Origin of the sequence: Paraburkholderia sp. A1BS-2L (genome assembly GCF_051125205.1) — a bacterium.
In the GTDB taxonomy this organism is placed as follows: domain Bacteria; phylum Pseudomonadota; class Gammaproteobacteria; order Burkholderiales; family Burkholderiaceae; genus Paraburkholderia.
Genome location: NZ_CP120428.1, coordinates 2975230 through 2999213, shown reverse-complemented (window position 1 = coordinate 2999213; position 23984 = coordinate 2975230). Strand labels below are relative to the sequence as shown.

General features: G+C 64.4%; 21 protein-coding genes. 11 read left to right on the top strand and 10 right to left on the bottom strand.

Annotation, left to right across the window (positions count from 1 at the left end):
- Window positions 1–43: 43 nt before the first annotated feature.
- On the top strand, window positions 44–1861 hold the full coding sequence (glmS, locus tag P5W98_RS13725) for a glutamine--fructose-6-phosphate transaminase (isomerizing) (RefSeq protein ID WP_421023242.1): 1818 nt from the start codon (window positions 44–46) through the stop codon (window positions 1859–1861).
- 238 nt (window positions 1862–2099) lie between these two features.
- Window positions 2100–2870 (top strand): L,D-transpeptidase, encoded by a 771-nt coding sequence (locus P5W98_RS13720; protein ID WP_421024959.1) that lies wholly within the window; start codon window positions 2100–2102, stop codon window positions 2868–2870.
- A gap of 9 nt (window positions 2871–2879) precedes the next feature.
- Here the strand turns inward: P5W98_RS13720 and P5W98_RS13715 are convergent, their stop codons facing one another.
- Window positions 2880–3161 (bottom strand): hypothetical protein, encoded by a 282-nt coding sequence (locus P5W98_RS13715; RefSeq protein WP_421024958.1) that lies wholly within the window; start codon window positions 3159–3161, stop codon window positions 2880–2882.
- Window positions 3162–3386: 225 nt separating this feature from the next.
- On the opposite strand from P5W98_RS13715, the gene P5W98_RS13710 reads away from it, so the two are divergent.
- Entirely contained in the window at window positions 3387–4169 is a 783-nt protein-coding gene (locus P5W98_RS13710; RefSeq protein ID WP_421024957.1) for an SIR2 family NAD-dependent protein deacylase, read from the top strand.
- Between the two features lie 91 nt (window positions 4170–4260).
- The gene (locus P5W98_RS13705) at window positions 4261–4737 is read left to right on the top strand and encodes a CinA family protein (protein WP_421024956.1); all 477 of its coding nucleotides are present in this window, start codon (window positions 4261–4263) and stop codon (window positions 4735–4737) included.
- Between the two features lie 441 nt (window positions 4738–5178).
- Here the strand turns inward: P5W98_RS13705 and P5W98_RS13700 are convergent, their stop codons facing one another.
- Window positions 5179–6096 (bottom strand): DMT family transporter, encoded by a 918-nt coding sequence (locus tag P5W98_RS13700; protein WP_421025285.1) that lies wholly within the window; start codon window positions 6094–6096, stop codon window positions 5179–5181.
- Window positions 6097–6411: 315 nt separating this feature from the next.
- Between P5W98_RS13700 and P5W98_RS13695 the strand changes: the two genes are divergently transcribed.
- Entirely contained in the window at window positions 6412–6639 is a 228-nt protein-coding gene (locus P5W98_RS13695; protein ID WP_421025284.1) for a hypothetical protein, read from the top strand.
- A 110-nt stretch (window positions 6640–6749) separates the two neighbouring features.
- On the opposite strand, the gene P5W98_RS13690 is transcribed toward P5W98_RS13695, so the two are convergent.
- Together P5W98_RS13690 and P5W98_RS13685 are read right to left on the bottom strand one after the other, a co-directional pair.
- The gene (locus P5W98_RS13690) at window positions 6750–7031 is read right to left on the bottom strand and encodes a hypothetical protein (RefSeq protein WP_421024955.1); all 282 of its coding nucleotides are present in this window, start codon (window positions 7029–7031) and stop codon (window positions 6750–6752) included.
- Window positions 7032–7106: 75 nt separating this feature from the next.
- Window positions 7107–7889: a Mut7-C RNAse domain-containing protein gene (locus tag P5W98_RS13685; RefSeq protein WP_421024954.1), complete on the bottom strand. Its 783-nt coding sequence runs from the start codon at window positions 7887–7889 to the stop codon at window positions 7107–7109.
- A 115-nt stretch (window positions 7890–8004) separates the two neighbouring features.
- Here P5W98_RS13685 and P5W98_RS13680 point away from each other — a divergent pair, with 115 nt between their 5' ends.
- Together P5W98_RS13680 and P5W98_RS13675 are read left to right on the top strand one after the other, a co-directional pair.
- On the top strand, window positions 8005–8877 hold the full coding sequence (locus tag P5W98_RS13680) for an NAD(P)-dependent oxidoreductase (RefSeq protein ID WP_434715267.1): 873 nt from the start codon (window positions 8005–8007) through the stop codon (window positions 8875–8877).
- 177 nt (window positions 8878–9054) lie between these two features.
- Entirely contained in the window at window positions 9055–9423 is a 369-nt protein-coding gene (locus P5W98_RS13675) for a response regulator (protein ID WP_421024952.1), read from the top strand.
- 354 nt (window positions 9424–9777) lie between these two features.
- Here the strand turns inward: P5W98_RS13675 and argC are convergent, their stop codons facing one another.
- From argC to P5W98_RS13660, 3 genes are all read right to left on the bottom strand, one after another.
- Window positions 9778–10725 (bottom strand): N-acetyl-gamma-glutamyl-phosphate reductase, encoded by a 948-nt coding sequence (gene argC / locus P5W98_RS13670; protein ID WP_421024951.1) that lies wholly within the window; start codon window positions 10723–10725, stop codon window positions 9778–9780.
- A gap of 157 nt (window positions 10726–10882) precedes the next feature.
- The gene (locus P5W98_RS13665; RefSeq protein WP_421024950.1) at window positions 10883–11464 is read right to left on the bottom strand and encodes a flavodoxin family protein; all 582 of its coding nucleotides are present in this window, start codon (window positions 11462–11464) and stop codon (window positions 10883–10885) included.
- A 124-nt stretch (window positions 11465–11588) separates the two neighbouring features.
- Window positions 11589–12191, bottom strand: coding sequence for a YbhB/YbcL family Raf kinase inhibitor-like protein (locus P5W98_RS13660; RefSeq protein WP_421024949.1), 603 nt, complete (start codon window positions 12189–12191; stop codon window positions 11589–11591).
- Window positions 12192–12458: 267 nt separating this feature from the next.
- On the opposite strand from P5W98_RS13660, the gene P5W98_RS13655 reads away from it, so the two are divergent.
- Window positions 12459–13157: a response regulator gene (locus P5W98_RS13655; RefSeq protein ID WP_421024948.1), complete on the top strand. Its 699-nt coding sequence runs from the start codon at window positions 12459–12461 to the stop codon at window positions 13155–13157.
- Between the two features lie 122 nt (window positions 13158–13279).
- Here the strand turns inward: P5W98_RS13655 and P5W98_RS13650 are convergent, their stop codons facing one another.
- Complete coding sequence (locus tag P5W98_RS13650; protein WP_421024947.1) at window positions 13280–13966, bottom strand: orotate phosphoribosyltransferase; 687 nt, start codon at window positions 13964–13966, stop codon at window positions 13280–13282.
- A gap of 550 nt (window positions 13967–14516) precedes the next feature.
- On the opposite strand from P5W98_RS13650, the gene P5W98_RS13645 reads away from it, so the two are divergent.
- Both P5W98_RS13645 and P5W98_RS13640 read left to right on the top strand, forming a co-directional pair.
- Window positions 14517–15698 carry an MFS transporter gene (locus tag P5W98_RS13645; RefSeq protein ID WP_421025283.1) on the top strand — a complete coding sequence of 394 codons (1182 nt, stop codon included), beginning with the start codon at window positions 14517–14519 and terminating at the stop codon, window positions 15696–15698.
- A 393-nt stretch (window positions 15699–16091) separates the two neighbouring features.
- Window positions 16092–18374 (top strand): NADP-dependent malic enzyme, encoded by a 2283-nt coding sequence (locus P5W98_RS13640; protein ID WP_421024946.1) that lies wholly within the window; start codon window positions 16092–16094, stop codon window positions 18372–18374.
- 125 nt (window positions 18375–18499) lie between these two features.
- On the opposite strand, the gene P5W98_RS13635 is transcribed toward P5W98_RS13640, so the two are convergent.
- Window positions 18500–22099 (bottom strand): indolepyruvate ferredoxin oxidoreductase family protein, encoded by a 3600-nt coding sequence (locus P5W98_RS13635; protein WP_421024945.1) that lies wholly within the window; start codon window positions 22097–22099, stop codon window positions 18500–18502.
- 429 nt (window positions 22100–22528) lie between these two features.
- On the opposite strand from P5W98_RS13635, the gene P5W98_RS13630 reads away from it, so the two are divergent.
- On the top strand, window positions 22529–22723 hold the full coding sequence (locus P5W98_RS13630) for a hypothetical protein (protein ID WP_421024944.1): 195 nt from the start codon (window positions 22529–22531) through the stop codon (window positions 22721–22723).
- Window positions 22724–22867: 144 nt separating this feature from the next.
- Here the strand turns inward: P5W98_RS13630 and hppD are convergent, their stop codons facing one another.
- Complete coding sequence (gene hppD / locus P5W98_RS13625; RefSeq protein WP_421024943.1) at window positions 22868–23965, bottom strand: 4-hydroxyphenylpyruvate dioxygenase; 1098 nt, start codon at window positions 23963–23965, stop codon at window positions 22868–22870.
- Window positions 23966–23984 lie beyond the last annotated feature (19 nt).

Genomic DNA, 23984 nt, shown 5'->3' with positions numbered 1-23984 from the left:
CTCCATCGGGCGCCCCGTCTCTCATTGCAAAGGATCGAACTCCATGTGCGGCATCGTCGGCGCAGTTGCGCTTCGTAATATCGTCCCCGTTCTCATCGAAGGCCTGCGGCGGCTCGAATACCGCGGCTACGACTCGTGCGGCGTGGCCATCGTCACGGCCGCAGGCCCGCAGCGCATGCGCAGCGTCGCGCGCGTGGCCGAGCTCGACGACCAGGTGCGCGAAGCGCGCTTCGAAGGCGTCACGGGCATTGCGCACACGCGCTGGGCCACGCACGGCGCACCCACGGTGAACAACGCGCACCCGATCTTCTCGCGCAACACGCTCGCAATCGTGCACAACGGCATCATCGAGAACTACGAGTCGCTGCGCGAGACGCTGCGCGGCAAGGGCTACGAGTTCGTCTCGCAGACCGACACCGAAGTCATCGCGCACCTCATTCACAGCCTCTACAAGGGCGATCTGTTCGCCGCCGTGCGCGAGGCGGTGCAGCAGCTCGCGGGCGCCTATGCGATCGGCGTGGTGCACAAGGACCAGCCGCACACCGTGGTGGGCGCGCGCGCGGGCTCGCCGCTCGTGGTGGGCCATGGCGAGGGCGGCAACTTCATCGCCTCGGACGCGCTCGCGATCGCGGGCAGCGCGACGAGCATCAGCTATCTGGAAGAAGGCGATGTGTGCGAGATCACGCTCGAGGGCGTGCGCATCGTCGACCGCGCGGGCAAGCCCGCCGAGCGCGCGGCGCGCGACGTGCAGGCCTATAGCGGCGCGGTCGAGCTGGGCCCGTATCGCCACTACATGCAAAAGGAGATCTTCGAGCAGCCGCGCGCGATCTCCGACACGATTCCCGCCGATGCCGCCTTCGATCCCGTGCAGTTCGGCGAAAACGCGGGCGAGGTGTTCAGGGGCATCGACAGCATCCTGATTCTCGCGTGCGGCACGAGCTACTATGCGGGCCTGACCGCGAAGTACTGGCTCGAGTCAGTCGCGAAGATCCGTACCGAAGTGGAGATCGCAAGCGAGTACCGCTACCGCGAGTCGGTGCCCAATCCGCGCGCGCTGGTGGTGACGATCTCGCAGTCGGGCGAAACCGCGGACACGCTCGCGGCGCTCAAGCACGCGCAGTCGCTGGGCATGGAGCACACGCTGGCGGTCTGCAATGTAGCGACGAGCGCGATGGTGCGCCTCACGGAGCTCAAGTTCCTAACGCATGCGGGGCGCGAGATTGGCGTGGCGTCGACGAAAGCGTTCACGACGCAGCTGGTGGGCCTGTTCGTTCTCGCAGTGACGCTGGGCAAGCTGCGCGGCCACGTGAATGCTCAGCAGGAGGATGCGTACCTGAAGGCGCTGCGCCACCTGCCGGCGGCTCTCAATGGCGTGCTGGCGCTGGAGCCGCAGATCATCGCGTGGTCGCAGGAGTTCGCGCGCAAGGAAAACGCGCTGTTCCTCGGGCGCGGGCTGCATTACCCGATCGCGCTCGAAGGCGCGCTCAAGCTCAAGGAGATCTCGTATATCCACGCCGAGGCGTATCCGGCCGGCGAGTTGAAGCACGGGCCGCTCGCGCTGGTGACGGAGGCGATGCCGGTCGTGACGGTGGCGCCGAACGACGCGCTGCTGGAGAAGCTCAAGTCGAACATGCAGGAAGTGCGCGCGCGCGGCGGCCATCTGTACGTGTTCGCCGACGCGGATACGCATATCGCCAGCGAAGACGGCATCCACGTGATCCGCATGCCGGAACACTACGGTCTGCTCTCGCCGATCCTGCACGTGGTGCCGCTGCAACTGCTCGCGTATCACACGGCCTGCACGCGCGGCACGGATGTGGACAAGCCGCGCAATCTCGCGAAGTCGGTGACGGTGGAATAAGCGCGTGGAATGAGCGGTGACGTGTCGCTGACACGTCCATCACGAGGCCGGATGCTCAACGAGTGTCCGGCCTTTTTTTACGTGCGGCGATTTGAGATCCCGCTTCACATTTGACGGAAGGCGTCAGTGCGTCACCTGAAGTCTTTCAAGACAGTAATCTTCGCGTCGCGTCGCGTAGAATCGCTCGGGGTCCTGAGAGTCCTGGTAATGGACCCGTGAATGATTGCGGAGAACGGTGGTGAAATCACGCGTAGGGGTGAAGCGCCTGATCGGATATGGATCCGTGCTGATTGCCGGCATGGGTATCGTCATAGCGGCCACGGTATCGGGCGAGGGCCGTCAGGATGACGTCGATGCAGCCATCGACACAACTCGCACCCTGGCTACGGCAAAGCCCGTACCTGTGGCGCGGGCTGTCGCGGAGGCGACCGTGGCCCCGCCGAGCGCCGCCGCATCTTCCATGACCATGCCGGACGCGATCCGTGCCATCCAGAATGCGGCCACGACGAAGTGGACCGCCAATGGAACTCAGGAGCCCCACGCAGGCGAAACTTCGCCGGCGCTGCCCGACGGATTCTCTTTCGATACCGCCGCTACCCCGGCCTCCGCCCCAAGGATCTGCACCACGGCAAAGCGGATCATCTGCGCCGACAAGACCACCTATGTGGCTACGGCCTATATCAACGGGGCGCCGCAGTTTTCTTTCCCCTTCCGCCCCGGCGATGGGCGAGGCGGCAGCTTCGCCACCGGGGACGGCCATGGGCGAATCGACTGGAAATCGCGCCATCACGTCTCCAGTCTTTATGGCACCCCCATGCCCTATGCGATGTTTATCGCTTGGGACAAGGATTCGCGCAGAGGCCAGGCATTTCACCTCTCCTATGATTTCCAGCGCGAGGGTTATGACGGCTTTAGCCACGGCTGCATGGGCGTCGGCTCCGAGGCCGTGATGCAACGGATGTGGGAAACCTTCAAACCGGGCGACAAAGTCTACACATACCGCAGTTGATGCAGCGGCTTAATTGTCGTCGTCTTCGCGATGGTGCTTGTACCAGCCGCGATGACGGCCGTGGTCGCGCCAGCGGTGGTCCCAGTCGTCATCTTCGCTGTAACCATAGCCGTAGCCATAGGCGGGCGCAGCGTAGGCCACAGGGGCCTGCTCGTAGACCACCTCCGGCGGCGCCGCGTAGACCGGCGCCGGGACGCCCAGCATCACGCTCAGGTCGGTATGCGCCGACGCCTCGCCGCACGCCGCCGCCAGTGCCACGCCGAGAGCGGAAAGAATCAGTGCGCGTTTCATGGTGCTTCCTCGTCTTTTGTATCGTGTGTCCGGGCGCAGCGAGGCGCCCGCGGATGCCCGGATACTAGACACTGGAATCGCTCCAAGGTGAAACGGCATGCGCTCTGCTGTAACCGTCTGTAAAAAAACCGGTTGTGCCCCGTTTGCTCCCACCGGTCCCGCCGCCTCCTGACGAAAGCCCGAATGCACGGTCATAATGGCTCCGATCGAATTCAGGAGATGAAAGTGGCCGATTTTGAGCAAGTCCGGCAACGACCGGGTCAGCAACGCGCGCAGCAGGCGCGCTTGCCTCGCCTGTATGTGTTCTCGGGCGCGGGGCTCTCGGCGGAAAGCGGCATTTCGACGTTCCGCACCGGCGACGGTATCTGGACGCATGCGAGCATCGACGAGGTCTGCAATTACCACACGTGGCGCCGCAACCGGCCCGCGGTATTTCGCTTCTACAACCAGCGCATCGCCGAATGCTCGGGCGCGCGCCCGAACGAAGCCCACCGCCTGCTCGCGCAGTGGCAAAACACGTGGGGCACCGAGCGCGTGCATCTCGTCACGCAGAACATCGACGACATGCTCGAGCAGGCCGGCGCGCGCCAGATCACGCATCTGCACGGCGACATGATCTCGCTGCTCTGCACCGACTGCGACTACCGCTTTCCGAGCGTCGGGGCGAAGCTCGATCCGGGCGCGGCCTGTCCGTCGTGCGGCCAGGTGGACAGCGTGAAGCCGGGCGTCGTGTTCTTCAACGAGGCCGCGCCCGAATATCAGACGCTCTGGCGCATTCAGCAGGCCATGACCGACGACGATCTGTTCATCGCCGTTGGCACGGCGTTCGAAGTCATTCCGCCCGAGCGGCTGCTGCCGCCCACGCGCTACGGCTGTTACGCGCGCAATATGCTCGTCGACCCCGCGCCGCAGCGCACCGAGTTTTTCGGCGTGGTCGAGCAGGAGCCTGCGACTGTCGGCTTGAGCAAGCTCGAACCCGCCATCGAGCAGATGATGGAAGGCAGCTGACGCAGCCGCGATCTGGATCGCCACGAGGGCGTGCTGGCTGAACGGCTGCACGCCCTTTTTGTTGCTTGCACTTACGAAGGTTCCACGAACCATGAACATATCGAAGCAGATCGTCGGTTATCTGCGTTCGCGCTCGCTCGTGCTCGCGAGCATCGAAACCGGCACCGCCGGAGCCATCACGGGCATGCTCGCCGATGCGGCAGGCGCTGTCGGGTGCCTGGATATCGGCGTCGTCGCGCATACGCACGCGGCTTTGGCGGGGTTGCCCGGCGCAGCGGGCAGGGCGAAGCCCGATGAGCCGCTTGCCCGTGCGCTGGCCGAAGCGTTGCTCGCGCAACGCGCCGGACATGCGAATGTTGTACTTGCAAGCATTGGATGGCCGGCGCCGGAGCAGGAGGGCAGGGCGAGCGTTGCGCATTGCTTTGCATGGGCGTGCATGCAGGGGGACCATGTGGTGTCCGCGAGCGAGACCGTGCTCTTTTCGGGGCGTCGCCCGGAGCTCCGGCGTTCTGTTGTGCGTCGTGCGTTGCTGGGACTGCCGCGCTTTGTCGAGGCGTATGCATGCTGAGGCCGCATCTGACGGCGCGCGTTATTCAATAAGAGTTATGAATTTATATATGTATACGTAGTAATAGTTAACAAGCCCTGGCATTTCCTGTGGATAACGCGGTATTTCTTATTCGGTTCAATTCGATGCAATCCGGACAGGCATGCGGACAATTTCTGTATGCATTTCGAACTGCGCGGATAACTTTTTGGCCTTTGATGAACAGCCGGGAGTTATCAAGAAGTGATCCACAGATCATTCGCCAGGTCATCCCCAGTTTGTCCAGAGCCTGGAGTGGATAACCTGGGGGGCGACGTGATATCCACACCATCGTTGAAGGCAAAAAAAACGCCGCCCGAAGGCGACGCTGTTTGGCGATGAAGATTCGCAGGCCAGTGCGGGAAACCGCATTAATCCGATGAATCGAGCAGACGAAACCGGCGTACGCTTTTTAGCACGTACTCACGCGGATTCGGTCGCTTGGGGCTCGCGCGCATCGACGCGTTCGCGCGCGGTTGGCAGCAACTGGCAGGCAAGCAGCCCTGCGAGCATCAGCGCGCAACCCACGAGCGCGCGAGTGCTAAGCGTCTCGCCAAGCGCGATCCAGCCCGCGAGCGCCGCGAACACGCCTTCCATGCTGAAGATCACCGCGGCGTGCGAGGGCGCCGCGTCGCGTTGCGCGACTACCTGGATCGTGTAGCCCACGCCCACGGAGAGCGCGCCGCCATAGAGAATGGCGGGCGCCGCGCGGACGATGCCGGCGAAATGCATGGGCTCGATCGCCACGCCGATGACGAGACAAACCAGCCCGCAGACGACGAACTGCACGATCGAGAGCAAGAGCGGGTCATGGCGCGGCGCGTAATGGCCCACGAGCATCACCTGAATGGAGATGACGAGCGCGCAGCCGAGCTGATACCAGTCGCCGTACATGATCGAAAAATGCTCGTTGATGCTCAGCAGATAGAGTCCGGCCGTCGCGAGAGCCGCGCCGATCCATGTGCCGGGGCCGGTGCGATGACGCAGCAGCACGCCCAGCATGGGCACGATGACGACATAGAGCGAGCTGATGAACCCGGCATTGGCGATCTTCGTATAGCGCAAGCCGATTTGCTGCGACGAGATGGCCACGGCGAGCACGAGCCCGAGCACCGCACCGGAGCGCAGCAGCGCGGTATCGATTCGGGGCTTATAAACGTGGTCGGCCTGGTCGAGTCCCTGGCGCATGTGCTGCAGCCGGTACATCACGACGACAAATGCCGATACGACACCGGCCCCGAGCAGGAACCGCAGGCCGGTGAAGAGGAATGGGCCGATGGTATCGAGGCTCAGTCGTTGGGCGACGAACGCGGAGCCCCAAATCATGGCGGCGGCCAACATCAGAAGATTGGCGCGCAGGTGGTGACTGGCGGGATTCAAGCGGGATTTCAAGCGGGGAATTCTCGATTCTGGTGTGACTCTGCCATGGAGGCAGATCCGCAAGGTGAACATCCGTGCGAAACCTCGATCGTATCCGAATTGAAAGCAAAATGTCTCACCGAAAATACACTGGTCCAATTACGGATGACAAACGGCCTACGCTGCGTGATACTGCTTCGCGCGAATCGCCCGCCCAGATCGGCCAGCGGGCCGTTTCGCCGTACTGCAATGCTCAATTCACAACGTGCCGGTCATACCAGGTTTGGGGAACAACAGATGAAAAAGATTCTCGCCTCGCTCATCGCAGCATCCGTCGCACTGATTTCGGCTCAGGCTTTTGCTCAGGAAGCATCGGGTGCCGCTGCAGCAGCACCCGCAGCCAGCGCTCCGGCCAAGGCCAAGACCAAGAAGCAACACAAGACGCTCAAGCACCACGGCAAGCGCGCTCCGGTTGAGGAAGCTGCTTCGGCCGCCGGCACGAGCGGCAAGGGCACGGCGAACTAAAGCATTCGTCGGGCCGCGCGGCAACGGGCGCGGCAGGTGGAAAGAAAAAAGCCAGGGCACGTGCCCTGGCTTTTTTGTCCCCGTTTGGGGTGCTTTATATGGCGCTTATTTCACGCGTCATGCGCGAGCCCGGCTTCGAGCAATTCCGTCAAAAGACCGGTCATGCCCTGCGGATGGCTTTGTGCGCGAACTTTCAGCTTTTCCACCAGATCGGCGTTGAGCTTGCACGCAAACGGCACGAGGCCGGCGGCCTGATCGAGCTTGCGCTGCTCGCGGCGGTCGAGCGCCGCTGGCGCCGAGTCCTTGCCGAAGCGGTCGGGGCCGGCTTTGTGAGTCGATTGCATCAGTTTGAGCGCCTTGTTTTTTTCAAGGTCGAATTTCTTCATGGCCATGGGTTCGGCTCCGAGTTTGGGCAGTGGCGCGCATTGTACGCAAACGCCCGCGCGCGTCCATCGCGGCGGGGCGCATCAAGGTGCCGCGCTGCCGTTGTGATTGCCGTTGCCGACGTTGGTGTTGTCACGCACCTCGTCGATCAGCGCACGCATGCGCTGCCAGTGCGAACCCTCCCAGAATACCCGCTCGCAGACGTCGCAAGTGACGAAGCGCGTATGCCGCTCGAACACGCCGGCGGGCACGCGCGAGCGCACCTCGGCGCGCGCGATGTGGCGCAGCGGGGCGTTGCATGCGAGGCAGAGCCGGAACGGCCGCACGCTCGCAGCGAGATCGAGCCGCTCGAAGAGTTCGTGGAGCTGCGCGCGCGGCTTGAGCGCGCGCACGTAGCAGCCGTGCGTGATGCTGCGCCGCTTGAGCAGCTCGCGGTCGCGTGTAAGGACGATGCGGTGTTCGGTCAGGGCGAGCGATTCGATGGCGTCGTCGGCGAAATGGTTGTCGTAAAGCGTGTCGAATCCCACTAGCCGCAATAGCTGCGCGAGGCCGCCCAGATGGGCGTCGGCGATGAAGCGCAGCTCCCGCAGCGGGCTTGCGCGCACGCGCAGCAAGGGCCGGATGTCGAGCGCCTCGAACTTCGGATAGACGGCCACGCGGTCGCCATCCGCGAGCGGATGATCGAATCCCACCGATTCGCCGTTCACGAGGATCAGTTCCACTTCGGTGTGCGGCACTCCGAGCGCCTCGATCATGTGCTTCGCCGTGGCATCGCGCGCGCACGCGCAGCTGAACGCGCGCCGGCGCAGCGGCCGCGCGAGAAAATCGTTCAGCTCCTCGTAGAAGCGGAAAGTGGCGGTGACCATGGCGCCAGTATCGCACCGGCGCGTGCGCCGGGTGGTGCCCGGATGTGCTGCAAGATGCACTGCGGCGGCGGGCGTACTGTGTTCTACTCGCGTTTTTCACCACGAGGAGCAGGCGATGGATATCGGCTTTATCGGCCTTGGAGAAATGGGGGCCGTGATGGTCGCGAACTTGCTGAAGGCCGGGCACACGGTGCGCGTCTGGAACCGCACGCCGGCGAAGGCGCAGGCGCTGGCCGACGCGGGCGCGCGCGTGGTCGCGTCCCCGGCCGAGGCGTTCGGCGGCGACGCCGTGATGTCCATGCTCGCCGACGACGCGGCGCTGCGCGAAGTGTTTGACGCCGCGCTGCTCGCGCACGCGCCTCGCGATCTCGTGCACGTGAACATGGCGACGATTTCGGTCGCGCTTGCCGAGACGCTCGCGCGCGAGCACGCGGAATTGGGCCTTCACTATGTAGCGGCACCCGTGCTCGGCCGGCCCGACGTCGCCGCGGCAGCGAAGTTGACGATCATCGCGGCGGGCGCCGCCGAAGCCATCGACCGCGTGCAACCGCTCTTCGACGCCATCGGCCAGAAGACCTGGCGCATCGGCGCGCTGCCGCAACAGGCGAACGTGATGAAGCTGGCCGCGAACTTCATGCTGGCGGCGGCAGTGGAGGCGCTCGGCGAGGCGGCGGCGCTGCTGGGCGGCCACGGCGTGGCGATGCGCGATTTCCTCGACGTGGTCACGGGCGGGCCGTTTCCGGGACCCGTTTACGCGGGCTATGGCGGCATGATCGCGGAGGGTCGCTACGAGCCGGCGCAGTTCAAGGCGCGCCTCGGCCTGAAGGATGTGCGGCTCGCGCTGGAGGCCGCCGACGCGGTCGCGACGCCGCTGCCCGTCGCGAGCGTGCTGCGCGACAGTTTGCTCGATGCCGTTGCACACGGCGACGGAGAAAGCGATTTCGCGGTGCTCGGCAAGGTTGCGGCGCGCCGGGCGGGGCGTGCTTGATCGGCGCGGTCAAAATCCTCGGGGCTCGCGCGCTGACGCACACAGCGAGGACCGGCGCGGGGGGATAATGTGGGACGAATAAGGCGCTTGGACAAGGGTTGACGGCAAGGCTCCGCGCCACGCGAGCGTACGGGGAACGATGCAAATCAGTGGAACCAGTGGGAATGGAGACGGCGGATGGAGACGCGCATCCTGATCGCCGATCATGACGAGAAGTCGCTGGCAGGGCTCGGCACGTTGCTGGCCGACCTGCACTACGCGACCGCCATGGCGAAAACACTCGACGCCGCCGCCGAAGCCGCTGCGCGTTTCGTGCCGGACGTGGCGATCGTCGCGCTGTCGCTCGCACCCGATGGCGAGCCGGCCGCTCTCGTGCAGCGTCTGCGGGAAGCCTGCGGTGCGCGTGCGCCGCTTTTGATCGCGCTGAGCGGCTGGGGCGAGTCGCGCCACCGCGACGAAGCGCTTGCTGCCGGCTTCGACGTGCATCTGGTGCGCCCGGTGGGACTCGACCAGTTGACGTTCATTCTCTCGATGGTTTCCCAGTAGCGGCTGCCGGGGTTTCTCACGGACATCCCGGACCGCTCCTGCAGGCCGTGGGCACGCCGCGCGGACCTGTGGATTCCTATCCGGGTAATCCTGATCGTCATTTTTGTTGTTTATTAGCAACGTTCAGGGTCCATACTACTTTACATGTTGCATCGCACCAAGTAGTTCGATATACTTGTTTCTGTCTCCTCCATGTCTCCTCTGATATGGATTCAGCCCGCCAACCATGGCGGGCTTTTTTTTTGCCTGTGCATTTCGCACAACGCCTGCACAAACAAAAAGACCCGGCATTTCGCAGTGCCGGGTCTTTTGCTGTTATCCGCCGCCGGGGATGCTGGATGGCTTGCCGCAGCCTCAGCCCTTCAGCCCGGTGTCCTCGGCCGCGCCGATCGCAAGGTTCATGCACTGAATCGCCGCGCCCGAAGCGCCCTTGCCCAGATTGTCCAGACGCGCGACGGTGACGAACTGCTCGTCGTTGCCGAACACGAACAGGTCGACGCGGTTGGTGTCGTTATTCGCCTGGACATCGAGCGCGCCCGAGTCCAGATTGGCCTCGGCGTCGAACGGCATCACGCGCACGAATTTTTCGCCGCGGTAGTACTCGGCGTAGAGCGCCAGCACGTCTTCGGGCTTGGCGCGGCGCGCGAGTTGCTGCGGCGAATAATAGGTCGTGACCGCGAGTCCCTTGTAGAACGGGCCCACGATCGGCGTGAACACGGGCGCGCTTGTCAGGCCGCCGTGAAACGCCATTTCCGGCAGATGCTTGTGCGTGAGGCCGAGCGCGTAGGGGCGCGGGCTCATGAGCTTCGCGTTGCCGCCGGCTTCGTACTCCGCGATCATCTTCTTGCCGCCGCCGCTGTAACCGGTGAGCGAGTAGGCGTGCGCCGCGAAATCGGGTGCCACGAGCCCAGCCTCGACGAGCGGGCGCATGGCCAGCACGAATGCCGACGCGTGGCAGCCCGGCACGGCGATGCGCCTGGCGCTGCGTACGCGCTCGCGCTGCGCGCGGGTCAGCTCGGGCAGGCCGTAGGCCCAGTCGGCATGGGTGCGGAAGGCCGTGCTCGCGTCGATGAGCACCGTGCGCTCGTTTTCGACCAGCGACGCCGACTCGCGCGAGGCGACGTCGGGCAGGCACAGGAAGGTCACGTCGGACGCGTTGATGAGGCGGCGGCGTTCCTCGACGTCCTTGCGCTTTGCCTCGTCGATCCGCAGGATCTCGACGTCGGCGCGCTGCGACAGGTATTCGAAAATCTTCAGGCCGGTCGTGCCTTCCTGTCCGTCGACAAAAACTTTCGTGCTCATCTCGGTCTCTCTGAAACTCGGGGATTGCGGGCGCTACCCGCCGCGCCAGCGAGGGTAGCCGCGCGGCGCTCACTCATGCGGCGCCGGAACGGTATTTTAAGACCGTTGGCCGCCCGACGTGCGGCGGCCGCCGGAAAAAAATCGGGAGGAACCCGTATCAAGCCGTGGCGGCCCGCCCGGCCAGCCAGCGGGCCGTAACGGCGGCGATGCGCGCGCCGAACGCCCGGGCGGTTTCGAGATCGCCGGCGGGCGGCGCTTCATCGGGCGAGGCGTCGGCGGGCGATTGCGCGAGCAGGCCCGTGAATCCCCCCACGAAGTTCAGGTCGTTGCGGGTGGCCGCCTTCGTGTTCGAGGGCATCATGCCGGTGCCCGACCAGATCATGCTGTGCTGCATCGCGAGCGTCACGAAATACTGGATGGTGGAGAACTTGTCGCCGTTCATCGTGGCGGAGTTCGTGAAGCCCGCAGCGATCTTGTCCTTCCATTTTTGCGTGAACCAGGCTTTGGAGCTTGCGTCGGCGAACTTCTTGAAGTCGGCGGACGGCCCGCCCATATAGGTCGGCGCGCCGAACACGATGGCGTCGGCGGCGTCGAGCTCGGCCCAGCCGGCATCGTCGATCTCGGCGACCGCGAGCAGCTTCGCATCTGCGCCCGCGCTTTGCAGCCCGGCGAACACGGCCTCGGCAAGTTTTTTTGTGTGGCCGTAGCCGCTGTGATACGCAATGACGATTCGAGACATGTACGACTCCAGCAGAAAGGTTGAACGACGAAAGGGGCGCTGGGGTTGCGCCGGGACTTCACGTGACATTCTGGTCGCTGCGATTCGTCCGGACTACGCACAAACCGTGCGACAGGCGTATATTTCAGCGCCCATACATAACAGTTATCCGCGCGCTGCCGAGCGCGGCGCCGTGAATCTGGTGATCGAACGCCATCGCGGGCCCGTCTGCGGAGAGCGCGAGTTTGTCGACCCCAAGTGCGTAGACGGTCACGATATAGCGGTGCGGCTTGCCCGGCGGCGGGCACGGGCCGCCGTAGCCGGTGCTGCCGAAGTCGTTGCGCGCCTCGAGCGCGCCGAGCTTTGTTATGGTGCCCGAGGCGCTGGCGTTTTCGGCCAGCGCATTCACGCGCGCCGGAATGTTGGCGACGGCCCAGTGCCACCATCCGCGGCCCGGCGCATCGGGATCGAAAACCGTGACCGCATAGCTGCGCGTGCCTGCCGGCGGATTGCGCCACGCCAATTGCGGCGACCGATTCGCGCCCGTGCAGCCGTTGTCGTTGAACACCTGCGGCGCGGCAACCCGTCCGCCGTCGCGAAAGTCCGCACTGCTGAGCGCAAACGTGCCTTGCGCGTGTGCATTCGCGCATGCCAGCGCGACGAGAGTAAGGCCTGCGCCGATGGCGCGCAAAGACCTGGCGGACAGCAACGGGGAACATGCGCGTGCATGGGTGCATGGAGCTAGCATGGAAGCAGTTCTCCTGTATGTTGGTTAAAGACGCATGACACACTGCCGACGGGGTGTTTAGAATTGTGTGCCACACTGAACTTCGTTCAATAATAAGGCGTTAAGCTAACGCGTTTTGGCCGTCTGAAGGTCGCGCGCGCGCGAAAATCGGCTATAGTCGCCTGCTTTCCTGCCCACGCAAAAGACGATGTTTCGGCAACGAGCGGTTTCTCGGGCAACTGGCCGACCACAAAGAAAGATGACCAGGACGGTCTCCACGGAGGGGTAATGCAGCAGCCAATCAGGGTCGTAGTCGCGGACGATCATCCGGTGATCTTGTTCGGCGCCGAGCATGCGCTACTTAAGTTCCCGGGTATTCAGATCGTCGGCCGTGCCCGTCAGTCCACCGAACTGATCAAGGCGCTGCAGACCACGCCATGCGACGTGCTCGTCACGGACCTCGCCATGCCGGGCGGCCAGTACGGCGACGGCCTGCCGCTCATCGGCTATTTGCGCCGCAATTTCCCGAATATTCCCATCGTCGTCCTGACGATGCTCGAAAACGCGGCGCTCCTGAAGCGGCTGGGCGAACTCGGCGTGATCGCGGTGGTTCACAAGTCCGACGACCTGAGCCATATCGGACTCGCCGTGCAGCATGTGAGCCGTAATCTCGAATACATGAGCCCGCAGGTGAAGGTGGCGCTCGAATCATTGCGCATCAACAGCGGCGGCAAGAACGAGGAAGTCATCCTGTCGAAGCGGGAACTCGAAGTGGTGCGGCTTTTTGTTTCGGGCATGACGATCAAGGAAATTTCCGAGAAGCTCAATCGCAGCATCAAAACGATCAGCACTCAGAAGAACACGGCCATGCGCAAGCTCGGGCTCGATCGCGACTCGGAACTGTTTCAGTACGCACAGAGCAACGGCCTGCTCAATCTTTCATCGCATGCGCCTGACGACGGCGTGACTGGCGAAGCCGCGTCCTGAGCGCGCGCCGCCGCATGATGTTTTGCGCGGCGCATGAAAAAAGCCATCTGCCTTTCGACAGATGGCTTTTTTGTTTGTGAGCGGTGCGCGCGGCGGACGAGTCGCGCGCACCGCTCGCAGACTTATTGCGGCGCCGAGGTCGCGCCGCCATGCGCCGCCGACCATTCGGCGGGAGCGTGGAGGAATTTCTCGACTTCGTCGAGCGTCTTCGTTTCGAAGTAGCCCGATTCCTTGGCGACGCGCAGCACGTCCCACCACGTGGCGAGCGCGTGCAGGTCGACGTCGATGTCTTTCAGGACCGAGACGCTTTCCTTGAAAATGTTGTAGTGGAACAGCACGAAGCAGTGGTTCACCTGCGCGCCGGCGGTGCGCAGCGCGTTGATGAAGTTGATCTTGCTGCGGCTGTCGGTGGTCAGGTCCTCGACCAGCAGCACGCGCTGGCCTTCGGTGAGCAGACCTTCGATTTGCGCGTTGCGGCCAAAGCCCTTCGGCTTCTTGCGCACGTACTGCATCGGCACCATCAGGCGGTCCGAGAGCCACGCCGCGAACGGAATGCCCGCGGTTTCGCCGCCGGCCACGGCGTCGATCTGCTCGTAGCCGACGTCGCGCAGAATGGTGGCCTCAGCCATTTCCATCAAGCCGCGGCGCACGCGCGGATACGAGATCAGCCTGCGGCAGTCGATATAGACCGGGCTCGCCCAGCCGGAAGTGAAGATGAAGGGTTTTTCGGCGTTGAAGTGCACGGCCTTCACTTCGAGCAGCATTTTCGCGGTTGCGTCCGAGATCGTCTGGCGATCGTAGCCTGTCATGGGCGAATCCTTGGATAGATGAATGCGGAGGAGGGCGGGCGCTGGGCCCGGTGGCGCTGGCACGGCGAGTCTGCGCGGCATGCAGCGGAACTCGCGATGCACGGCCCGGATGGCGTCGATCGTCAGAGGTTTGGCTTCTGGCGACTCGCTCGCTCCGGACGGCTTTTCTTGCGCGCGTAGGCGGGTATTTTACCCGACTTGACCTTCGCCGACGAGTCGCGCTGACAGCGCACGCCGGCTTTATAGGGTGGGATGGGGTGCGCCCGGGGAGTGCGCCGGCCACGTCGCTCTGGTTGTGGCTGCGCGGGCACGCCAGTAAACTCACGCCGGTTTTCGTCTGGCCCGCGCCTTGCAAAGGATTGTCCGAATGACTGCCGCCTCCCGTCCTGAACCGAATCCCGGACCCCCTTCCGGGTCGTCGGAACTCTCGCCCGCCGATACCGCCATCGCGCCCGCCGCCGTCCCGCATACAGCAGGCGAAGCCCTGCATGCGGCGCCCGTGGGCGGCCACGCCGTGCGCGCGCTGATTGCCTCGGTGCTCGGCTACGCCATGGACGGTTTCGACTTGCTGATGCTCGGCTTCATGCTGCCCGCCATCAGCGCCGATCTGCATCTCTCGGGCGCGCAGGCCGGCTCGCTCGTCACATGGACGCTGGTGGGCGCAGTGGTGGGCGGCATCGTGTTCGGGCTGCTTTCTGACCGCTTCGGGCGCGTGCGCGTGCTGACCTGGACGATTCTGGTGTTCGCCGTCTTCACCGGGCTGTGCGCGCTTTCGCGCGGCTATGCCGATTTGCTGGTCTACCGGACGATCGCCGGCATCGGGCTCGGCGGCGAGTTCGGCATCGGCATGGCGCTGGTTGCCGAGGCCTGGCCCGACCGGCTGCGCGCGCGAGCGTCGTCGTATGTCGGGCTGGGCTGGCAGGTGGGCGTGCTCGCCGCGGCGCTACTCACGCCGTGGCTCTTGCCGCTGATCGGCTGGCGCGGCATGTTTGCGATCGGCCTGTTACCCGCCGTGGTGTCGTTCGTCGTGCGCCGGAGCGTGGAAGAACCCGAGTTGTTCGTGGCCCATCGGGCGCGTGTTGAGCGGATGCAGGCCCAGGCGCCTGCACGCGAGCGCGGCGCATGGCTGCGCGCGCTCCGGCTGCTGGTCGCCGACGCCCGCACGGCGCGCGCGAGTCTTGGCGTGACGGTGCTCTGCTCGGTGCAGAACTTTGGCTACTACGGGCTCATGATCTGGCTGCTGCCCGCCTATCTTTCGAAGTCCTTTGGCTATTCGCTCACGAAGTCCGGCCTCTGGACCGCTGCGACCGTCGCGGGCATGGCGCTCGGAATCTGGCTTTTCGGCGTGGCGGCCGACCGCTTCGGGCGCCGGCCCACGTTCCTGTTCTATCAGGTGGGAGCGGTGGCGATGGTGTACGTCTACGCCCATCTGAGCACGCCGTTCGCGCTGCTGATCGGCGGGGCGGCCATGGGCGTGTTTGTGAACGGCATGATCGGCGGCTATGGCGCGCTCATTTCGGAGCTCTATCCGACGGCCGCGCGCGCCACCGCCCAGAACGTCCTGTTCAACATCGGCCGGGCGGTGGGCGGCTTCGGGCCGCTGGCGGTCGGCGCGATGGCGGCCCGCTACTCATTCACGGCGGCGCTCGGCATGCTCGCGGCGATTTACGTGCTGGACATTCTCGCGACGCTTTTCCTGATTCCCGAACGGCGCGGCGCAGCGCTCGAATAAGCGCTGAAGTTCGCGAAGACGGTATATCGAGATGGGGCGCGATGTCACTCGAGTGTCTTGATGGCGTGCGTATGGGGCTTGATGCGAGGTCTGATGCGGGGCCCGATGCAACCTGATGCCGGGCGATGTGTCGCAAGCGTGACAGTGACTCCAGCGCGCTACAAATTCCCGGTATCAGTCTTTGCCCCGACTCGCTGCGAACATGGTGGGGTGTACACTATTCCCCCGCCATTTCGCCCGCGCCGTTTCGCCTATGGTCCGGGTCTGCCGCCGCCGCGTTGTTTGTTGCATGTGCGCAGGACCTGCCATCGCCGAGAGCCTGAGCGTCGCGCGAACCGGCGGGCCTACGAACATAAAATTTCACTCGTCTCTCACGTCCTGGCAGGCCCGAAAATGGATGAACAACTGAAGCAAAGCGCGCTCGCGTATCACCAGAATCCGAAGCCCGGCAAGATTTCGGTCACGCCTACCAAACCGCTCTCCAACCAGCTCGATCTTTCGCTCGCGTATTCGCCGGGCGTGGCCGCGGCTTGCGAGGCGATCCACGCCGATCCCCTCGATGCGCAGAAGTACACGTCGCGCGCCAACCTCGTCGGCGTCGTGACCAACGGCACGGCCGTGCTCGGTCTCGGCAACATCGGCCCGCTTGCGGCCAAGCCCGTGATGGAAGGCAAGGGCTGCCTGTTCAAGAAGTTCGCCGGCATCGACGTGTTCGACATCGAGCTCGACGAGAACGATCCGGACAAGCTCGTCGAAGCCATCGCCATGCTCGAGCCCACGCTCGGCGGCATCAACCTCGAGGACATCAAGGCGCCCGAGTGCTTCTACATCGAGCAGAAGCTGCGCGAGCGCATGAAGATCCCCGTCTTCCACGACGACCAGCATGGCACGGCCATCATCGCTTCGGCCGCCATCCTCAACGGCCTGAAGGTCGTGGGCAAGGAACTGGGCAGCGTGAAGCTCGTGTGCTCGGGCGCGGGCGCGGCGGCCATCGCCTGTCTGGACCTGCTCGTGAAGCTGGGTCTGAAGAAAGAGAACATCCTCGTTGCCGACTCGAAGGGCGTGATCTACGAAGGCCGCGGCAATCTCGATCCGTCCAAGGCGCGTTACGCCGCCAACACGCAAGCGCGCACGCTCGGCGACGCCACCAAGGGCGCCGACGTGTTCCTCGGCTGCTCGGGCGCGGGCGTGCTCAAGCCCGAGATGGTCAAGGAAATGGGCGACAAGCCGCTGATCCTGGCACTCGCGAACCCGGAGCCGGAAATCCGCCCGGAAGAAGCGAAGAAGGTGCGTCCGGACGCGATCATCGCCACGGGCCGTTCGGACTATCCGAACCAGGTCAACAACGTGCTGTGCTTCCCGTTCATCTTCCGCGGCGCGCTCGACGTGGGCGCGACCACCATCACGGAAGAGATGAAGCTCGCATGCGTGCGCGCGATCGCGGAACTCGCCGAGGAAACCGACCAGGGCGACGAAGTGGCCAAGGCCTATGAAGGCCACACGCTCGAATTCGGTCCGGAATATCTGATTCCGAAGCCCTTCGATCCGCGCCTCATCATCAAGATCGCGCCGGCAGTTGCACAGGCCGCGATGGAGTCGGGCGTGGCCACGCGCCCGATCGCCGACATGGACGCCTACCGCGAGCAGCTCGGCGCGACCGTCTACCGCTCGGGCATGGTGATGCGTCCGGTGTTTGCGGCGGCCAAGGCCAACTGCGCGCGCATCGTGTTCGCCGAGGGCGAGGACGAGCGCGTGCTGCGCGCCGCGCAGTTCGTGCTCACCGAAAAGATTGCGAAGCCCATCATCGTGGGCCGTCCTTCGGTGGTCGAGATGCGCCTGAAGAAGATGGGCTCGAAGCTGCGCCCGGGCACCGACTTCGAGATCGTCGATCCCGAAGACGATCCGCGCTTCCAGAAGAGCTGGCAGGCGTACCACGAGCTTGGTGCGCGCCATGGCATCACGCCCGACGTCGCGAAAGCGTCGATGCGCAAGTTCAACACGCTGATCGGCGCGATCCTCGTGCATCTGGGCGACGCGGACGGCATGATCTGCGGTCTGATGAACAGCTTCGACTATCACCTCAAGTACATCGAGCAGGTGCTGGGCAAGGCGGCCGACGCCGACAACTATGCAGCGATGAATCTGCTGATGCTGCCGGGCCGGAACCTCTTCATCAGCGACACCTACGTGAACGAAGTGCCGAGCGCCGAGCAACTCGCCGACATGACGATCCTGGCTGCGCGCGAGATCGAGAAGTTCGGCATTACGCCGAAGGTGGCGCTGCTGTCGAGCTCGAACTTCGGCAGCGTGCGTTCGTCGACCTCGCAGCGCATGCAGGCCGCGCGCGAGCTGATCGCGCAACGCGCGCCGCAACTCGAAGTCGATGGGGAAATGCACGGCGATGCGGCGCTCTCCGAACTGATCCGCAAGCAGTCGTTCCCGGGCACCACGCTCTCGGGCGAGGCGAACCTGCTGATCATGCCGAACGTGGAAGCGGCGAACATCGCGTACAACCTGCTGAAGGTGGTGGGCGGCGAAGGCGTGACGGTGGGCCCGTTCCTGCTGGGCGCGTCCAAGCCCGTGCACATTCTCACGCCGGCGGCGACGGTGCGACGCATCATCAACATGACGGCCGTGGCTTCTGCGAATGCCGCGGTGAACAAGGCCGCGCGCTAAGCGGGGTTTTGCGGGTTAGCCGAGGCTGGCGGCGTGCCGTCGGCCTCGTGCGATGAGAAGGGCGCTTCGCTTTTGGCGGAGCGCCCTTCGTTTTTTACGGCTTTGAATTTGCGATCAAGCCACGATCAAGCCGCGTGGCGCGCTGTCCCGTTCTCCGGCGAACGCCACTTCGCGAGCAGCGTTGCCCACTTCGCGCGCGTGGCCTTGAGGTTGTTCTCCTTCACGTGGCCGTAGCCGCGAATCGCGTCGGGCAGATTCGCCAGTTCGATCGCGAGCGGGAGGTTCACCTCGCTCAACCCGCCGATGATTTCGCGCACGAGCGCTTCGTACTCGCCGATCAGTGCGCGCTCGTGGCGGCGCTCCTCGGTGCGGCCGAACGGATCGAGCGCCGTGCCGCGCAAGAACTTGAGCTTCGCGAGCACGCGCAGGGCCGTGAACATGCGCGGGCCGTACTGCTTCTTCACCAGATGGCCCTTTCCGTCGTGCTTCGCGAACGACGGCGGCGCGAGATGGAAGTTGAGCTTCCAGTCGCCCTCGAAGCTCGCCTTGAGTTTCTCGACGAACGCCGGATCGGCGTAAAGGCGCGCGACCTCGTACTCGTCCTTGTACGCCATCAGCTTGTGCAGGTTTTTCGCGACGGATTCGGTCAGCGGTTGCTCGTTCGGGCCGGCATCGGCGCGTTCGAGCTTCGCTTCGGCGCGGCGCACCTCGTCGACGAACGCCAGATAGCGCTGCGCATAGGCCTCGTTCTGATACGCGGCGAGATAGCGCGCGCGCTTTTCGATGAGCGTGTCGAGCGACCTGGGCGTGTGCAGCGAAACGATTTTCGCACCGCCGGCATCGGCGCCCGGCGCGGGCGATTTCACGAGCCGGTCCACGGCCTCGCGGTCGTGCGCGACGCGCCGGCCCCATTCGAACGCGGCGAGATTCTTTTCGACCTGCACCGCATTCAACTCGATCGCGCGCGTGAGCGACTCGTGCATGAGCGGCAGCCAGCCGCGCTGCCACGCGTAGCCAAGCACGAACGGGTTGGTGTAGATCGCATCGCCGAGCAGGGCGAGCGCATAGCGGTTCGCATCGACGGTGGCGACGTTGTCGGCGCCGGCCGCCGCACGCACGTCGGCTTCGGTGCTGGAGCCCGGGAATCGCCACTGCGGGTTCTTGATGAACTCGGCGGTGGGCGTGGGTGCGCTGTTGAGCACGACGTGCGTCTGACCTTCCTGCATGCGCGAAACGCAGTCGTCGCTGGCCGTCACGATGGCGTCGCAGCCGATCACGAGCCCCGCCTCGCCCATGGCGATGCGCGTCGCGTGGATGTCCGCGGGGCGGTTGGCGATCTGCACGTGGCTCATCACCGCGCCGCCCTTTTGCGCGAGGCCGGTGACGTCGAGCACGGTTACGCCCTTTGCTTCGAGGTGCGCGGCCATGCCGAGCAGCGCGCCGATCGTCACCACGCCGGTGCCGCCCACCCCCGTCACGAGCACGCCATAGGGCTGGCCGATCGCGGGCACCTCGGGCCTCGGCACGGGCGGCATCGCGTCGCTCACCACGGTGTTCGATTTCGGCTTGCGCAACTGGCCGCCTTCGACCGTGACAAAGCTCGGGCAGAAGCCCTTCACGCACGAGAAGTCCTTGTTGCAGGTGGACTGGTTGATCTTGCGCTTGGTGCCGTATTCGGTGTCGAGCGGCTCGACGCTCAAGCAATTCGATTGCACGGAGCAATCGCCACAGCCTTCGCAGACCGCTTCGTTGATGACGACGCGTTTCGCCGGATCGGGATACGTGCCGCGTTTGCGGCGGCGGCGCTTCTCGGTTGCGCAGGTCTGGTCGTAGATCAGGATGGTGGTGCCGGCAATCTCGCGCAGCTCGCGCTGGATCGCGTCGAGCTGATCGCGATGGTGGATCGTCACGCCTGGTGCGAGTGTGGTGACGCCCTGATACTTCTCGGGCTCGTCGGTCACGATCACGATCTTCGCCGCGCCTTCGGAGGCGAGCTGATGTGTGATCTGCGGCACGGTGAGCACGCCGTCCACGGGTTGGCCGCCCGTCATGGCGACCGCGTCGTTGTAGAGGATCTTGTAGGTGATGTTTGCCTTCGAGGCGATCGCCGCGCGGATCGCGAGCAGGCCCGAGTGGAAGTAGGTGCCGTCGCCGAGGTTCGCGAACACATGCTTGTCGTTCGTGAACGGCGCCTGGCCGACCCACGCCACGCCTTCGCCGCCCATCTGGCTGAAGGTGCTCGTGCTGCGGTCCATCCACACGGTCATGTAGTGGCAGCCGATGCCGGCCATCGCGCGCGAGCCTTCGGGCACATTGGTCGACGTGTTGTGCGGGCAGCCCGAGCAGAACCACGGCTTGCGCTCGACCTGCACGCGCGGCTTCGCGAGCGCTTTTTCCTTCGCTTCGATCACCGCGATGCGCGACGCGATGCGCGCGCGCACGTCGGAGGGCAGATCGAGCTTGTCGAGGCGCGTGGCGATAGCCTTGGCGATGATCGCGGGCGACAGCTCATAGTGCGCGGGCAGCAGCCAGTTGCCCATCGGCACCGACCATTCGCCGCCGGCGCCATCCTTTTCGTCGAACTTGCCGTACACGCGCGGACGCTGCGCGTCCGGCCAGTTGTACAACTCTTCCTTGATCGCGTACTCGAGAATCTGGCGCTTTTCCTCGACCACGAGAATCTCTTCGAGCCCGCGCGCGAACGCATGCGCGCCCTGGGCTTCGAGCGGCCACACGCAGCCCACCTTGTAGAGCCGGATGCCGATGCGCGAGCAGGTTTCATCGTCGAGGCCGAGGTCGGTGAGCGCCTGGCGCACGTCGAGATAGGCCTTGCCGCCGGTGATGATGCCAAAGCGCGCGTGCGGCGAATCGATCTCGATGCGATCGAGCTTGTTGGCCCGCACGTAGGCGAGGCCCGCGTACCACTTGTAGTCGAGCAGCCGCGCCTCCTGCACGAGCGGCGGATCGGGCCAGCGGATGTTCAGGCCGCCCTCGGGCATCGCGAAGTCTTCGGGCAGGACGATGCGGGTGCGATGCGGATCGATCTCCACCGATGCCGACGATTCGACCACGTCGGTCACGCACTTCATCGCGACCCAGAGACCCGAGTAGCGGCTCATTGCCCAGCCGTGCAGCCCGAAGTCGAGATACTCCTGCACGTTCGAGGGGAACAGCACCGGCAGTCCGCAGGCCTTGAAGATGTGTTCGGACTGGTGCGCGAGCGTGGACGACTTGGCGGCATGGTCGTCGCCGGCGAGCACGAGCACGCCGCCGTGGGGCGACGAGCCGGCGGAATTGCCGTGCTTGAAGACGTCGCCGCAGCGGTCGACGCCGGGGCCCTTGCCGTACCACATGGAAAACACGCCGTCGTATTTCGCCGATGGGTACAGGTTCACCTGCTGCGAACCCCATACGGCGGTCGCGGCGAGGTCTTCATTGACGCCGGGTTGAAATACGATTTGATGGGCGGCGAGATGCTGCTTCGCCTTCCAGAGCGACTGATCGAGACCGCCCAGGGGCGAGCCGCGATAGCCTGAAATGAACCCCGCGGTATTGAGACCGGCGGCCTTGTCGCGTTCCTGCTGCAGCATCGGCAGACGGACCAGCGCCTGGATGCCGCTCATGTACGCGCGGCCGCGTTCGAGGGTGTATTTGTCGTCGAGCGTGACGGAAGCGAGTGCGGCTTCGAGCGAAGCGCGCTGACCGGCTTCTAGCGGGGCATTCATTATGCGTCTTCCTCCATCGAACCAATCCGTTCAATCCGTTGTGGGATCGCCAGAACTTCGGGGGACCTTGGCGTCTTGTGGACGCGTTGGCCGAGGCTCGCCATCGTGGCTTCTTTTGAGCGATGGTAGCACTCGGGCAAACCCGCCGCCCCCACGGGAAACCCTGCATGAATCGTGCGCGTCACCGGGCTCTGTCGGGCCGAATTCAGTGGCCGGGTAAGGACGCTGAAAGGCCTGAAGGGGCCGTGTAACAAAGGATGTGTCGGAGTTGGGCGCGAGGTAACGGCATGTAAAAGTTGCACCGCAGCGGGCGATTCTTGAATATCCTCTCTCACTCCCTCATTTGTGCAAACCGCGACGCGCCCGAGAAATTCAGGGTGCGAACGTGCCATTGCGCAGTGAAAGGTTGTTTCAAAATAGGAGTACCGCATGAACAATCGACATATCCAGACCTTCCTGATGGTCTCGGCCGCGTTCTTCGCCATGAGCGCGCCCCTGCATTCGAACGCCAGCACGAAAAGCGGCGCGAATGCATCGACGTCGTGCGCGCAGTACACGCTGTGTGCAAAGGCTGACTCGAACGCCACGCCGGCTGTGAAGGTCGGGCCGAGCGTCAAACGTTGATCCCGATGCCGCGCTGATCCGCGCAGCATTCCATTCATCCGAATCCGTTGCGGGGTGTGCGGCGGCGGATTCCAAAACTAAAAAGGGCGAAGATCATGCGATCTTCGCCCTTTTTGCATACTGAAGCGTGGAATTTCGTCAGGCTCAGGCCTTGTCTTTCACCACGCCGCGGCGGATCTGGTCGAGTTCGATCGATTCGAACAGCGCCTTGAAGTTGCCCTCGCCGAAGCCCTGATTCCCCTTGCGCTGAATGATCTCGAAGAAGATCGGCCCAATCTGGTTCTCGGTGAAAATCTGCAGCAGCAGGTCTTCAGGCATCCCGTCGATCAGGATCTTGCGCTTCTTGAGTTCGTCCAGCGGCTCGCCGTGATTCGGAATGCGGCGGTCCACAAGTTCGTAATAGGTATCGATCGTATCGAGCAGCGCGATCTGCGAGGCGCGCAGGCCATCCACCGTACGGTAGATGTCATTGGTGCCGAGCGCGATGTGCTGGATGCCTTCGCCGTGGTACGCGTCGAGATATTCCTGGATCTGGCCGGCCGTCTCGCCGCCTTCCTCATTGATCGGAATGCGGATCTTGCCGCAGGGCGAGGTCATTGCCTTCGACTTCACGCCCGTCACCTTGCCTTCGATGTCGAAGTAACGGATTTCGCGGAAGTTGAAGAGGCGCTCGTAGAACTCCGCCCATTCGTTCATGCGGCCGCGATGCACGTTGTGCGTGAGGTGGTCGATGTAGGTGAGGCCATGTCCCGTCGGGTTTTGCTCGGCGCCCGGAATCGGCTCGAAGTCGACGTCATAGATGCTGATGTCGCCGATGCTGCCCGGCGCCGCGCCGTTCTTGCCGCGCCAGCGGTCGACGAAATAGATCAGCGAGTCGCCGATGCCCTTGATCGCCGGGATGTTCAGCTCCATCGGGCCGGTCTTGTTGTCGAAGCCCCAGGCGCCCAGTTCGAGCGCGTGCTTGTACGCCTTGGCGGCGTCTTGCACGCGGAACGCAATCGCGCAGATCGACGGGCCATGCAGGCGCGCGAAACGCTGTGCGAACGAATCCGGCTCGCCGTTGACGATGAAGTTGATGTCGCCCTGGCGGTAAAGCGTCACGTCCTTGTGCCGATGGCGCGCAACGGCGGTGAAGCCCATGCGTTCGAACAACTTGCCGAGCGCCTTGGGATCCGGCGCGGTGTATTCGATGAACTCGAAGCCGTCGGTGCCGACGGGGTTCTCCCAATGAGGGACTTGCATGGCTGTCTCCTTGCCGATC